This is a genomic window from Comamonas sp. 14P8.1.4 (assembly GCF_057799285.1).
Map to the genome: position 1 here is coordinate 440,702 of NZ_JBYOKN010000003.1, position 13,449 is coordinate 454,150.

At 63.4% G+C, this 13,449-nt stretch carries 10 protein-coding genes; 3 read left to right on the forward strand and 7 right to left on the reverse strand.

All coding sequences use genetic code 11. The features are described from left to right. Nucleotides 1–52: 52 nt before the first annotated feature. From tfpB to AC27VO_RS09100, 6 genes are all read right to left on the reverse strand, one after another. Complete coding sequence (tfpB, locus tag AC27VO_RS09075) at nt 53–1,864, reverse strand: type IV pilus assembly ATPase TfpB (protein WP_488666374.1); 1,812 nt, start codon at nt 1,862–1,864, stop codon at nt 53–55. 25 nt (nt 1,865–1,889) lie between these two features. Continuing rightward, a complete protein-coding gene (locus AC27VO_RS09080; protein WP_488666427.1) occupies nt 1,890–2,660 on the reverse strand; it encodes a class I SAM-dependent methyltransferase in 771 nt (256 codons plus the stop codon). A 48-nt stretch (nt 2,661–2,708) separates the two neighbouring features. Continuing rightward, entirely contained in the window at nt 2,709–3,248 is a 540-nt protein-coding gene (locus AC27VO_RS09085) for a DNA-deoxyinosine glycosylase (protein WP_488666375.1), read from the reverse strand. 105 nt (nt 3,249–3,353) lie between these two features. After that, a complete protein-coding gene (locus AC27VO_RS09090; RefSeq protein WP_488666376.1) occupies nt 3,354–4,181 on the reverse strand; it encodes a TatD family hydrolase in 828 nt (275 codons plus the stop codon). Nucleotides 4,182–4,271: 90 nt separating this feature from the next. Continuing rightward, entirely contained in the window at nt 4,272–4,952 is a 681-nt protein-coding gene (gene lolD / locus AC27VO_RS09095; protein WP_488666377.1) for a lipoprotein-releasing ABC transporter ATP-binding protein LolD, read from the reverse strand. Continuing rightward, on the reverse strand, nt 4,945–6,198 hold the full coding sequence (locus tag AC27VO_RS09100; RefSeq protein WP_488666378.1) for a lipoprotein-releasing ABC transporter permease subunit: 1,254 nt from the start codon (nt 6,196–6,198) through the stop codon (nt 4,945–4,947). The genes lolD and AC27VO_RS09100 overlap by 8 nt, the downstream gene beginning before the upstream one ends. Before the next feature lie 88 nt (nt 6,199–6,286). Between AC27VO_RS09100 and AC27VO_RS09105 the strand changes: the two genes are divergently transcribed. The 3 genes from AC27VO_RS09105 to AC27VO_RS09115 all read left to right on the forward strand — a co-directional run bounded on the left by AC27VO_RS09105 (nt 6,287) and on the right by AC27VO_RS09115 (nt 11,022). Continuing rightward, a complete protein-coding gene (locus tag AC27VO_RS09105) occupies nt 6,287–7,291 on the forward strand; it encodes a phosphoglycerate mutase (RefSeq protein WP_488666379.1) in 1,005 nt (334 codons plus the stop codon). Then, on the forward strand, nt 7,288–8,997 hold the full coding sequence (recJ, locus tag AC27VO_RS09110) for a single-stranded-DNA-specific exonuclease RecJ (RefSeq protein ID WP_488666380.1): 1,710 nt from the start codon (nt 7,288–7,290) through the stop codon (nt 8,995–8,997). The genes AC27VO_RS09105 and recJ overlap by 4 nt, the downstream gene beginning before the upstream one ends. A gap of 270 nt (nt 8,998–9,267) precedes the next feature. After that, complete coding sequence (locus tag AC27VO_RS09115; RefSeq protein WP_488666381.1) at nt 9,268–11,022, forward strand: methyl-accepting chemotaxis protein; 1,755 nt, start codon at nt 9,268–9,270, stop codon at nt 11,020–11,022. Between the two features lie 254 nt (nt 11,023–11,276). On the opposite strand, the gene AC27VO_RS09120 is transcribed toward AC27VO_RS09115, so the two are convergent. Next, nucleotides 11,277–13,046 carry a methyl-accepting chemotaxis protein gene (locus AC27VO_RS09120; protein ID WP_488666382.1) on the reverse strand — a complete coding sequence of 590 codons (1,770 nt, stop codon included), beginning with the start codon at nt 13,044–13,046 and terminating at the stop codon, nt 11,277–11,279. Nucleotides 13,047–13,449: the final 403 nt, after the last annotated feature.

The window sequence follows — 13,449 nt, forward strand, 5'->3', positions numbered from 1 at the left end:
CACGCCACCCAGCATTCATGCATGGTCGGCAGGAACATCTACCCGCCGCCGTTCAACGCAAGGGAGGGGTTGCGGCCATGACCTCGGCCAGCGTCGTCAGGCCCTCTGCCACGCGCAAGGCGCCGGACACCCGCAAGGGGCGCATACCATCCTGAATGGCCTGGCGGCGCAGTACTTCCATGGAAGGGCTGTGGTTGATGTGCTGCTGCAGGCTGTCACTGCTGACCAGCAGCTCATACAGCCCCATCCGCCCCTTGAAACCCGTCATGCGGCAGGCCTCGCAGCCCACGGCCTGATAGGGCTGGTAGCTGCCATTGAATTTCCAGGGGCTCATGACTTCCGCCAGCGCTTCAGGCGTGGACTGCGTATCTGGCTGCTTGCACTGCGGGCACAGCACCCGCACCAGGCGTTGCGCCAGCACCCCGAGCAAGGTGGCATTGAGCAGATACGGCGGCACCCCCAGCTCCATCAAGCGGCTGACGGCACTGGGTGCATCGTTGGTGTGCAGCGTGGAAAACACCAGGTGCCCGGTCAGGGCCGCCTGCACAGCCATTTCGGCCGTGGCCGTGTCCCGGATTTCGCCCACCATGATGATGTCCGGGTCCTGGCGCATCAGCGCCCGCAGACCGTCGGTAAAACCAAAATCCAGCTGCGGCTGCACCTGGGTCTGATTGAAGGCCGGTTCAATCATTTCAATCGGGTCTTCGACCGTGCTGACATTGACCTCCTCGGTCGCCACGCGCTTGAGCGTGGAATACAGCGTGGTGGTTTTGCCTGAGCCCGTAGGCCCTGTCACCAAAATGATGCCATGCGGCCGTTTGACCAGCACCTCCCAGCGCTGTGCGTCGTGCACCATGAAGCCCAGCTGATCGAGCTGCTTGATGGTGTTGTCGGGGTCAAAAATACGCATCACCATCTTCTCGCCAAACGCCGTGGGCAAGGTGGACAGGCGCATTTCAATTTCTTCACCACGCGGGTTGCGGGTTTTGATGCGGCCATCGAGCGGGCGGCGCTTTTCCACCACGTCCATGCGCCCCAGCAGCTTGATGCGCGCAATCATGGCGTTGAGCACGCCCATCGGCATGCGGTAGACGCTGTGCAGCACCCCGTCGATGCGAAAGCGGATGACGCCCTGCTCACGCCGCGGCTCCAGGTGGATATCACTGGCACGCTGGTCAAACGCGTACTGCCACAACCAGTCCACCACACGGATCACCCCGGTGTCGTTCGCATCCAGCTGCTTGTGGGTGCGTCCCAGCTCCACCAGTTGCTCAAAACTGGCCGAGGCAGATGCACCCCCGGCTTTCTGGGCCGAACGCACCGAATTGGCCAGGGCAAAAAACTCTCCCGTGTAGCGCTGAATGTCCACCGGATTGGCCATCACCAGCCGCACGGCGCGGCGCGTCTGGCGCTCTACTTCCGCCACCCAGTGCTGCACAAACGGCTCTGACGTGGCCACCACAATCTCGCTGTTGCCCACCTGCACCGGCAGCACCTTGTGGCGCTGTGCATAGGGCGCACTCATGGCCTCGCCAACGCGGCCCACATCCACTTTCAGGGGGTCGATGCGCTGGTAGCCCATGCCTGTGCTGGCCGCCACCCAAGCGGTCAACGCTTCGGCATCCAGCGGCAGGCCATCGCTGGCCCGTGTCACGCCCACACTGGCCAAGCGCACCAGCGGGTGCTGGGTACTTTCTGCCGTGGCGCAGCGGTCATGCACACGCTGCGCCTCCGCGCTGTCGATCACACCGTCTTCACGCAGCCACTGCAGCAGCAAGCGCCAGGTCAAAACATGGCCGCTGTGCGGGCCATCGACCGCGCGTGAGGAATGGGAGGAAACCGTGGGTGTGAGCGAAGAGGTCATGGCAGCAAGCAGATAAAGCCAAGCCTTACTGTACTTGCTCTGCCTTCCCGGGCTTTTGCCCGTCATCAGCGACACGCTTGAAAACCTTCAGCCACTTGGTGGCTGGCAGCTCCCAGCGTGTCTGTACGGCCTCAGCACGCGCCAGCAACTCCTCGCGCGTCAAGGGCATTGCCACGCGCTGTGCCAGCACAATGGTGTTGCCTTCACGGGTGGGCTTGAAGGCCCAGACGTTCTCAGCGCCAAAGGCGGCGCTGATCTTGTCCAGGCTGCGCTGGTAGCTGGAGGCCCGGCCAAACAGGTTCACGGTCATGCAGCCTTCCGGCGTGAGCATGTTGTGGCAGTCACTGTAAAACTCGACGCTATCGAGCACAGGTGCGGCCGCATTGTGGTCGTACAGATCGACCTGCAGTGCATCCACCGCGCCCTGCCAGCGGGCCTTGAGAATTTCCATGGAAGCGTCACCCAGCACCACTTCCAGCTGCTCGTTGTCTGGCGGCAGCTTGAACCAGCTGCGGCAGATATTGACCACCAGCGGATTGATCTCGATGGCCGTGGTGCGCATCTTCAGCTTCTTGTAGTGAAACTTGGTCAGCGCGGCAGCCCCCAGCCCCAGCTGCACGGCCTGCCGTTCGGGCAGGCTTTCGGGCTCCACAAACAGCAGCCACGCCATCATGCGCTGCACGTATTCCAGATCGATATCAAACGGCTTCTTGAGGTTCATGGAGCCCTGCACCCACGGCGTGCCCAGGTGCAGATAGCGGGCCACCCCATCGTCCGACACGCTCACTTGCGGCATGTCTTCTTCCGTGCGATCGGTGGAAATTTTCTTGCGTGCTGCCACGGATCAATCTTTCTGTATCGGTAAAAGGCCTGCGGCCTGCATCACTGTGCGCCACGCACTCAGCTTATCGTCCCAGCGCATGGCGGCGTTGGCCGGGCTGGTGGAAGGCAGCTTGTACACTGTCAACCCCAAACCTTCGAGCTTGCCAGCGTGCTTGTAGCTTTCGCCACCGTTGTGCGCCACAGCCTGCAGCTGCGGGCAACGCCGTTGCAGCGCGGCAAAGTCATTGACCTGCGGGGTGCGAATGGCGCTGTCCAGGCTGCCAAGCCGCTCGCAGCTGTCATACACATCCCACAGCCCCAAATCACGTGCCAGCAGCCAGTCGCAGCGCGCGGCGTAATCCGAGCGATCGGGCTGCGGATGTTGCGGCCACAAGGCCGCCAGAATGGGCCAAAGTTTGTTGTGCGGGTGCGCATAGTACTGCTGCGCCTGCAGTGAGGCCACGCCGGGAAAGCTGCCCAAAATCACCAGGCGCGTGCGTGCATCGGCCACCGGGGGCAGCCCTTGCAAGCGCAACGAAGTTTCTGCATCAACCAGCGTCATGGCTGGGCATTGTGCGGGCAAACGCATGCTGCCTGCCGGAGGTAGAGTTTTCACAAACCATAGCTTTCAGCGCAGTCCACACCTAGGCTAAAGGCATCAAACATGTCAAAACACAGGCCAGGCTGGCAAGCCACGCAAGGCGCTGCGGGCGTTGACCCCAGTGGCCTGCGCCAGCGCATCTAAGCCCATGCCACGCAGCGCCGCCACCTCTTGGGCAATGCGCGGTAACTCTGCAGGGCTGTTACGCCCTTGTGGCTGGCCTGCGGCGCGGTCTTCGGCCGTGGTGTAAATCCAGTGCGGCTGAATGTCGGGGGCATCGGTTTCCATGACGATGCTCTCCAGCGGCAAGGTCGCCGCCAGCGCACGCAACTTCAGTGCGCGGTCATACGTGGCAGCGCCCCCAAAACCAAGCTTGAAACCCAGGTCGATGAACGCCTGCGCCTGCTGCGCGCTGCCATTGAAGGCATGGGCAATACCGCCCACCACGGGCTGGGCGCGCAGAGTTTTGAGCAGCCGGTCGCTGCTTTTGCGCACATGCAAGATCACGGGCAGCCCCAGCTCACGCGCCAGCGCAATCTGCTGCTCATAAAACCAGATCTGCCGCTGCGCATCCAGACCGGGCACAAAAAAATCGAGACCAATTTCACCCACCGCCACCAAGTGCGGGTCATCGCGCACCTCGTGCAGCAGCGTGCGCAGCGCCGCCACGTCGGCCTCCTGCGCCTGCGGCGTGTACAGCGGATGAATGCCCAGTGCGTAGCTGTCGCCATAGGCATGCGCCAGCGCAATCACGGTGCGCCAGTGCGCGCGGTCTACGGCAGGAATCACCAGATGCCCCACCCCTGCCACGCGGGCTGCAGCGCGCACGGCGTCGCGGTCCGAGTCGAACTCGGACGCATCCAGGTGGCAATGGGTATCGATCCAGCTTGTCATAAAAAATAGCAGCTAGCGCTCGTGCAGTCTGGCAATCAACATCGATTCATTGTCAAAACCAGTCAAAGCAAGCGCAGACAGCTCCTTTTTTTATATGGCCAACTGGCCTTTCACCAGCCGCACCACGCGGTCGCATTTGGCGGCCAGGCTTTCGTCGTGCGTCACCATCACAAAGGCGGTGCCGTGGTTGCGGGCCAGCTCCAGCATCAGCGCGAACACGCTGTCGGCGGTGCCGCGGTCCAGATTGCCCGTGGGCTCATCGGCCAGCACGCAGGCGGGCTGCGTGACCAGCGCACGCGCAATCGCCACGCGCTGGCGCTCGCCGCCAGATAGCTCGGCCGGGCGGTGCGCCATGCGCTCCTTCAGGCCCACGGCCTGCAACATCTGCACGGCCTGCGCCATGGCCTGCTCGGCCGTGTCACGGCGAATGCGCAGCGGCATGGCCACGTTTTCCTGCGCGCTGAACTCGGGCAGCAAGTGGTGAAACTGGTAAATAAAACCCAGGTGCTGGTTGCGCAGCACCCCTTGTTTTTTGGGGCTGAGCGCATGCATGGGCTGACCCAGCAGTTCCACGCTGCCCTGCGTGGGCAGATCCAGCCCGCCCAGCAAATGCAGCAGCGTGCTCTTGCCCGAACCCGAGGCACCAACGATCGCTAAGGTTTCGCCCGCATGCACCTGCAGCCCCACATCCTGCAGCACCTGCACGTTCAGGTGCCCATCTTCAAAGCGCTTGGACAGGCCGCGCGCCTCCAGCACAACTTGCTTATTCATAGCGCAATGCCTCCGCAGGGTTCACGCGGCTGGCACGCCAGCTGGGGTAGATGGTGGCCACAAAGGCCAAAACCAGGGAAATGATGGCGATTGGCACAATGTCACTGCTTTGCGGATCGCTGGGCATTTTGCTGATCAGATAGATGTCCTTGGGCAGGAAGCTGGCCCCCAGCGCATGCTCAATCGCAGGCACGATGACGTCGATGTTCAGCGCCACCACCAGCCCCAGCGCCACACCAGCCAAGGTGCCGATCACGCCCACCATGGCGCCTTGCACCATGAACACACCCATGATGGACGAGGGCGAAGCGCCCAGGGTGCGCAAAATCGCAATGTCAGCGCGCTTGTCGGTCACCGTCATCACCAGCATGGAGACCAGGTTGAACGCCGCCACGGCAACGATCAGCGTCAGGATGATGAACATCATGCGTTTTTCCACCTGCACGGCGGCAAACCACGTCTTGTTTTGCTGCGTCCAGTCACGCAGGTACAGAAACTCGGTGATCATGCCCGACAGCTCCTGCACCACGCGCGGCGCTTCGTGCAGGTCTTTGAGCTTCAGGCGAATGCCCGTGGGGCCTTCCAGGCGGAAGATGCGCTGCGCATCCTCGTAGTGCAGCATGACCATGGACGAATCGTACTCGTAATGTCCCGAATCAAACGTGCCCGCCACGTGCATTTGCTTCAGGCGCGGCACCACGCCCGCAGGGGTGACCTGGCCGCTCGGGGCAATCAGGGTGACGGTATCGCCCACGCCCACCCCCATCTGGCGGGCCAGCTCCTGACCCAGCACGATGTTGAAGGTGCCGGGCGTCAGCTGTTTGAGCACCTCGGCGTTCGTGGCCGCCAGATCGGTGACCTCGCCTTCGCGCGCCGGGTCAATGCCGCGCACGATGGCGCCTTTCATGTCTTCGCCACGGGCGATCAAGCCTTGCGCGGCCACAAACGGCGCGGCCCCGATCACCTCGGGGTGCTTCTTGGCCTGCAGCATGGTCGTGTCCACGTCCTGCATGGCCTGGCCATTGGGCGCAAAAATCTCGATGTGCGAGACCACGCTGAGCATGCGGTCGCGCACTTCCTTTTGAAAGCCGTTCATCACACTGATCACGATGATGAGCGCCGCCACCCCCAGCGACATGCACAGCATGGACACCCCGGAGATGAAGGAAATGAAACCATTGCGCCGCGTGGCGCGGCCAGCGCGCGTATAGCGCCAGCCCAGAACAAGTTCGTAGGGAATTTTCATACGTGGGCAGCATTGTGGCATTGGCGCGAAGGCTGTCTTGTCATACTGCGCCGACGACCGCTCTGCGGTTTAGGGACAATACAGGGCTATGCCGTCCCCCACCCTGCCCGTTTTCCCTCTGCCGTTCGCCCTGCCTGGCGGCACGGCCCGCCACCAGCACCTGATCCTGCCCTATGCCGCGCTGCTGGACGACAGCTGCCAGCACCTACTGCAAGATCTGGCCCTGCCCCAACTGGCACAGCTGCTGCCCCTGCTCAGCCCCAGCCATGTGGATGAAGGCACGGTGGACCACCCCATTCCCCCGCACGAACGTGCCGTGGCCCACGCCTGGGGGCTGCATACCCAGACGCCTGCCTGGGCTGCGCTGGCACAGACTGATGCAGCGCCCCAGCCCTGTGCCTGGATGACGCTGTGCCACTGGACCGCCGGTGCCGATCAGGTCCGCATGGACGACCCCGCCACCCTCCCGCTGGAAATGGCCGATGCCCAGGCCCTGCTGGCCGTGCTGCAGCCGTGGTTTGCCGAAGATGGCCTGCAGCTGGAGATGGTGGACGCAGGACGCTGGCGCATCTCGGGCGCCCTGCTGCAGGGGCTGGACACCGCCTCGCTGGACCGCGTGCTGCTGCGCGATGTCACGCCGTGGCTGCCCCAAGCGGCCGCCGCCCGCACCCTGCAACGCCTGCACAGCGAGGTGCAGATGCTGCTGTACAACCACCGCTTCAACGCCCAGCGCAGCGAACGCGGCCTGCCCCCCATCAACGCGTTTTGGCTGCATGGCGCTGGCCAGCTCAGTGCCGAAGCGCTGCAGGCTGCACGCACGCTGCAAAAAGTGGCCCCTTTGCAACTGGTGGACAGCCTGCGCCAAGCCGCACTGCGCCAGGACTGGCCCGCCTGGAAAGCCGCCTGGCTGGCCGCCGATGCCGGCCCGGTCGCCCAGGTGCTAGCCCATGTGCAGCTCGGTGGCACAGCCACCGTCACCTTCTGCGGTGAGCGCCATGTGCGCAGCTTCACCACCCAGCGCCGCACGCTGCGCGAGAAAATCAAGAACTATTTCAGCCCCCAGCGCTTTGCTGGCCTGCACCAAGCGCTATGAAGATTATTGAACGCGAGATTCCCGAAAGTACCGTCCAAGCCCTGGTGCAATCGGGCATCCCCCCTCTGCTGGCACGCCTGTACGTGGCGCGCGGCGTGCAATCCTCGGCCGAGCTGGATACGGGCCTGGGAAAGTTGCTGCCGCCCTCAGGCCTCAAAGGCATTCAGGAAGCCGCATGCGTGCTGGCCGATGCGCTGGCCATGCAAAAGCGCATCTGCATCGTGGCCGATTACGACTGCGATGGCGCCACCGCCTGCGCCGTCGGCGTGCGCGGCCTGCGCATGCTGGGTGCGCAGCACGTCACCTACGAAGTGCCCGACCGCATCACCGATGGCTATGGCCTCTCGGCCCCCATCGCCCGCCGCGTGCACGCGCAAGGCCATGAGCTGCTGCTGACCGTGGACAACGGCATTGGCAGCCTGGCCGGTGTGGCTGAAGCCATGGACCTGGGCCTGACCGTGGTGGTGACCGACCACCACCTGCCCGGCGACACGCTGCCCACGCCCCACGCCATGGTCAACCCCAACCAGCCCGGCTGCACCTTCGAGAGCAAGGCCATGGCGGGCGTGGGTGTCATGTTCTATGTGCTACTGGCCCTGCGTGCCGAACTACGCGCGCGCGGCGTGTTCGATGCTGGCAACCAACCCAAGCTGGACACCCTCTTGCCCCTGGTGGCCCTGGGCACCGTGGCCGACGTGGTCAAGCTCGATGCCAACAACCGCCGCCTGGTGGCACAAGGGCTGCAGCGCATCCGCAAAGGCCATATGCAAGCGGGCATTCGCGGTTTGTATGAAGCCGCCGGGCGTGAATACCGCCTGGCCGCCACCTCCGACTTTGGCTTTGCGCTGGGGCCACGCATCAACGCCGCTGGCCGCCTGGCCGATATGACGATCGGCATCGAATGCCTGCTGACCGACAACGATGCCCTGGCCCTGGAGCTGGCACGCCAGCTCAACAGCATCAACCGCGACCGCCAGGAGATGGAGTCCGGCATGCGCGTGCAGGCCTTTGCGCTGGCCGATGAGCTGTTTGAAGACGGTGTCACGCCACCAGCGGCCATCAGCGTGTTTGATCCGGACTTTCACGAAGGCGTGGTCGGCATCGTCGCCTCGCGCGTCAAAGACCGGCTGCACCGCCCCACTTTTGTGTTTGCCGCCAGCCAAGCCGATGGCAAAGCGCACGAGCTCAAGGGCTCGGGCCGCTCCATCCCCGGTTTTCACCTGCGCGATGCGCTGGATCTGGTGGCCAAACGCCACCCGGGCGTGCTGCTGCGCTTTGGCGGTCACGCCATGGCGGCAGGCTGCACGATTGCGGAAGCGCACTTTCACACCTTTGAGCAAGCCTTTGCGCAGGTCGCGCAGGAGTGGCTGGATGCCAAAACGCTGACCCGTTGCGTGGAAACCGACGGCCCGCTGGACCCCGCGTTCCGCCAGTCGGAAGTCGTGGAGCAGCTGAACCTGGAAGTCTGGGGCCAGGGCTTTGCCTACCCCACGTTCAGCGAAGACGTGGAAATCGTTTCCCAGCGCTTGGTGGGCGAGAAGCACCTGAAGCTGCAGCTGCGCCACCGTGGCGATGTGGTGGACGGCATCTGGTTTGGCCGCACCGAGCCGTTGCCCGAATGGGTGCACATGGCTTTTCGCCTGGACATCAACGAATTCCGGGGCGAGCGCAAAGTGCAGTTTCTGGTGGAAGGCACAGAGGGCTAGGCGCTTTCAAAATCAATAGCTGCTAGCGCTTTCTGCACCTGTGCTAGCAGCTATTTTCACCCTCAATCCCTACAGCACAGCCGCACACCGCACAGCCGCAGCATCGCGGCGCTGCCGGTGGTCCACAGCGACGCCCATCTACATGCCCCAGCGCGACGGCAAGCAGATCGCAACATCCGGGGTTATTCCGCATATTTCCGCCGATGGAAGGTAAGCAAATGTTGCTACACTTTTTTGTTGCAGTGCAACACTCCATCCAAGAATCTTTTCATGCATCTCAATCACTTGCGGGTTGGCACCCGACTTGCACTCTCCTTCGGCCTGGTGCTGCTGATTACCGTCCTCATGGGCGGCATTGGCATCTGGCGTTTGCAGGAGCTGGCCAGCATCACCACCCAGCTGACCACTACCGACAGCGAGCGCCTGAGCGCAGCGCAGCAGTGGCGCTCCGGCATTGAGCTGAACTGGGTCCGCACACGTGCCGCGGTACTCGACTCGGACATCCAGCACCTGCCGCAGTGGCAGGCCGAGATGGATAAAGCCTCGGACAGCGTCAACGCCCAACGCAAAATCGTGGAAACACTGGTCACCACCGACCTGGGCCGCCAGATGCTGGCCGAGATTGACAAAGCCCGCGCCGCCTACCGCGACCCGCGTGCCGAACTGCTCAAGCGCCGCGCCACCGGGGAAGATGTCAGCGATGCACTGGAGCGCCAGCTGACGCCGCTGTCCAACGCCTATTTGCAAGCGCTGGATAGTTTTGTGCAGCGTCAGCAAGCCTTCCACGACGCTGCACGGACGCAAGCCATCAGCAACGCCGACCAAGGTCGCTCCCTGCTGATTGCGGCAGCCATCCTCGCCGTGCTGCTCGGGGTGAGCGCCGCCGTGTTGCTCAGCCGCTCAATCAGCAGCCCCTTGCAGCAGGCCGTGCGCAGCGCCGCACAGATTGCCGAAGGCGATCTCACGCAACCCATTCAGGCCCAAGGCCGTGACGAGCTGGCCGAACTGATGGCCGCTTTGCAGCACATGCAGGGCAATCTCTCGACCATCATCTCCAGCGTGCGTGCGAATGCGGAAAGCGTGGCCAGCGCCAGCACCCAGATTTCGCAAGGCAACACCGACCTGTCCAGCCGCACCGAAGAGCAAGCCAGCGCGCTGGAAGAAACGGCAGCGGCGATGGAGCAGCTCAGCGCCACCGTGCGCCAAAACGCCGACAACGCACACCAGGCCAACCAGCTGGCCTCCAGTGCCAGCACCGTGGCCGCCGAAGGTGGTGCCGTGGTGGCCGAAGTGGTGCACACCATGAAGGACATCAACGAAAGCAGCCACAAGATTGCCAACATCATCAGCGTGATCGACGGCATTGCCTTCCAGACCAACATCTTGGCGCTGAACGCCGCCGTGGAAGCCGCGCGCGCCGGTGAGCAAGGCCGGGGCTTTGCTGTGGTCGCCGGTGAGGTGCGCAGCCTGGCCGGGCGCAGCGCCGAAGCGGCCAAGGAGATCAAAACCCTGATTACCGCCAGCGTGCAGCGTGTGGAGCAAGGCACACAGCTGGTCGACAAAGCAGGTGCCACCATGACCGAAGTGGTGGGTGCCATCCGCCGTGTGAACGGCATCGTGGGCGAAATCAGTGCCGCATCGCAGGAACAAAGCCAGGGCGTTGCCCAGGTGGGCGAGGCCATCACCCAGATGGACCAGACCACCCAACAAAACGCAGCCCTGGTAGAAGAAATGGCGGCAGCGGCCAACAGCCTCAGCCAGCAGGCACAGGCTTTGGTACAGGCTGCAGGCGTGTTTCAGCTGACAGACCGCAGCACAGCCATGCGCACCGCGCCCGCAGCCACGGCAGCCCCTGCGGCTGTGCCAACGCGCCCAGCCCCCAAGGCGGCAACGGCTACCCGTACGGCCGCCGTTGCCAGCGCACCGCGCGCGCCTGCTGCGCGCCAACCCAGCTTGCCACCCCAGGCTCCCGGCACCGCCAAGACCGCAGCGCCTGCGGCCGAAGATGACTGGGAGAGCTTTTAAGTCCGTGCATGCGGATGCTGCACTGGCGCCTTGCGCCTAGGCCCTAGCACGCAAAATTGAGCCTCTATTTGCGCTGAAACCCTTGCCACACAAGCGCTGAACGCTCCTAAAAAAGCCAAGTCCTGCAATGCAGGCCTTGGCTTTTGTCGCAGTGCGCCAGCAGAACCGCTGTGCACCGGGAGTCATCCAGCAGCACGCCGCCACTGGCAAGCGCCTCCCTTCAGTCGCTCAACCGTTGATGGCGATGACTGGGCTTAAAAGCTTTCCCATTCATCGTCAGCAGCAGCCGTCGTGGCCACGGGTTTTGGCGCGACCGCAGCCTTAGGTGCTGCAGCCACAGGGAGGGCAGCCGCCGGCTTGACCGGCGCAGCGGACGTGCGTCCCAGCGATGCCGGTGTTTTCACCACTTTCCCTGGCTTGGCAGGGGCCGCCGCGCGCACGGTAGCGGGCGTGCTCGCTACCACCGCATTGAACCCTGCGCTGCCTACATTGAACACGGCCACCACCTCGGACAGGCGCTGGGCTTGCTCATTCATCGCCATGGCGGCTGCGCTGGACTCCTCAACCAGGGCCGCATTCTGCTGGGTCATCTGATCCAGATTGCTCACGGCCAGATTCACCTGTGCAAAACCATCGTGCTGCTCATTGGCTGCGGCGCTGATCTCACCGATCAAATCCGTGACACGGCGCACGCTGGCCACGATTTCCTGCATGCTCTCGCCCGCCTGGGCCACCTGGCTGGAGCCAATGTCCACGTTCTGCACGCTGTCGGTAATCAGGGTCTTGATTTCCTTGGCCGCTTCGGCGCTGCGCCCGGCCAGGCTGCGCACCTCACCAGCCACCACGGCAAAGCCACGGCCTTGCTCGCCGGCGCGCGCGGCTTCCACGGCGGCGTTCAGCGCCAGAATGTTGGTCTGAAAGGCAATCCCATCGATCACACCGATGATGTCGCTGATCTTGCGGCTGGAGTGGTTGATCTGCTCCATGCTCTGCACCACCTGCTTGACCACTTCGCCGCCCCGCTCGGCCGCCTGCACGGCGGTGCTGGCCAGCTGGTTGGCCTGGCGCGATGTGTCGGCAGACTGGGTGACCGTCGCGGTCAGCTCTTCCAGGCTGGCGGCGGTTTCTTCCAGGTTGGCGGCCGTCTGCTCGGTGCGTGCCGACAGATCGTGGTTGCCCGTCGCAATCTCGCTGGCGGCGGAAGACACCGATTCCACACCGCTGCGCACTTCACCCACCACAGAGCGCAGCTTATGCGTCATTTCGCTGAGGCTGCGCAGCAAGCGCCCCAGCTCATCCTTGCGGTCATCGTGCACATCGACGGTCAAATCACCGGATGCAATGGTGTCGGCCAGGTTCACCGCCCGGTCCAGCGGCTGTGTGATGGAACGCACAATCATGCCCGCCAGCACCACGCCCACCAGCACCACGAGCAAACAGATCCCGCCCACCCACCAGTACGACTGCTGGCGCTGGACGATGGCCTGCTCACGCATATCGCTGCGCATGCGTTCCTGCAGGTTCAGCAACTCCTCCTGCGACTGCACATACACGGCCACTGCAGGGCGCAACTGGTTGACAGCAGTGTCCATGGCCTGCAGCACATCGCCCGAATCGCGCTCCTGGTTGATCTTGGCCACCGCCGCCAGGGCCTGCGCGCGGTTGTGGCCCACCTTGGTCAGCTGCGCCTTTTCCTGCTCGGTTTCGGCCAGCGCCTCCACCTGCTTTTGCAGCTCGCTCACGCCGGCAATGCCTTTGGCACCCAGCTCTTTCATCTCTTGCACCAGCTGGGCTTCCGACGACATGGCGCTGACCACCACGCGTTCGACCGTCAGCTCCGTTAGCGCTCTCCAGCGCATGGTGGTGGCTATGCGCAGATCCACTTGCTGCGTCTTCAGGTTCATCTCACTGGCACGTTGCTCTGCCAGCGTTGTCAAGGCAAATGCCAGCAGCAGCATGGAGGCCATAGACCCCAGCACCACACCCCACAGCTTGTACGCAACAGGCAGGTTATTCAAACGCATGATGGCTCCCTCGAACTTATTGTTCTTGCTGTTTGCAGCAAGCTATTTCCTGACTTTGTCTCACTGATGGGCGGCACAGCCTCCCTGCGCCACCGCCTCTTGCTGCACTGCAACTGAGAGGCTTTTCCATTTTTTCACTGCCGCTCAGCGGCAGCTGCTCTCGCTAACCCTGATGACAATGGCCCGGCGCAACACCGTGCCCCGGTGGATGAAGCACCCTGCGTCTCACAGAAGCCGCGCAAGGTGCTTTCCCTCTCCCGACCAGCGGTGCTCCCAGTATCTAAAAGTGTCAAAAAATGCGAACAACCAACCCGACGCTTCTTGCGGGAACTCAAACCCAGTTAACAATCCGTCGCATCTTTCAGACTTTTCGAGTCCCTGGCTGCGCCCGCGGATTCTGTTT

What these genes read in the sequence shown, in the direction of transcription:
- AC27VO_RS09085 (WP_488666375.1), bottom strand. Translation starts at nt 3,248, where the DNA reads ATGACGCTGGTTGATGCAGAAACTTCGTTGCGCTTGCAAGGGCTGCCC.
- AC27VO_RS09090 (WP_488666376.1), bottom strand. Translation starts at nt 4,181, where the DNA reads ATGACAAGCTGGATCGATACCCATTGCCACCTGGATGCGTCCGAGTTC.
- AC27VO_RS09100 (WP_488666378.1), bottom strand. Translation starts at nt 6,198, where the DNA reads ATGAAAATTCCCTACGAACTTGTTCTGGGCTGGCGCTATACGCGCGCT.
- AC27VO_RS09080 (WP_488666427.1), bottom strand. Translation starts at nt 2,660, where the DNA reads ATGCCGCAAGTGAGCGTGTCGGACGATGGGGTGGCCCGCTATCTGCAC.
- AC27VO_RS09105 (WP_488666379.1), top strand. Translation starts at nt 6,287, where the DNA reads ATGCCGTCCCCCACCCTGCCCGTTTTCCCTCTGCCGTTCGCCCTGCCT.
- AC27VO_RS09120 (WP_488666382.1), bottom strand. Translation starts at nt 13,046, where the DNA reads ATGCGTTTGAATAACCTGCCTGTTGCGTACAAGCTGTGGGGTGTGGTG.
- lolD (WP_488666377.1), bottom strand. Translation starts at nt 4,952, where the DNA reads ATGAATAAGCAAGTTGTGCTGGAGGCGCGCGGCCTGTCCAAGCGCTTT.
- tfpB (WP_488666374.1), bottom strand. Translation starts at nt 1,864, where the DNA reads ATGACCTCTTCGCTCACACCCACGGTTTCCTCCCATTCCTCACGCGCG.
- recJ (WP_488666380.1), top strand. Translation starts at nt 7,288, where the DNA reads ATGAAGATTATTGAACGCGAGATTCCCGAAAGTACCGTCCAAGCCCTG.
- AC27VO_RS09115 (WP_488666381.1), top strand. Translation starts at nt 9,268, where the DNA reads ATGCATCTCAATCACTTGCGGGTTGGCACCCGACTTGCACTCTCCTTC.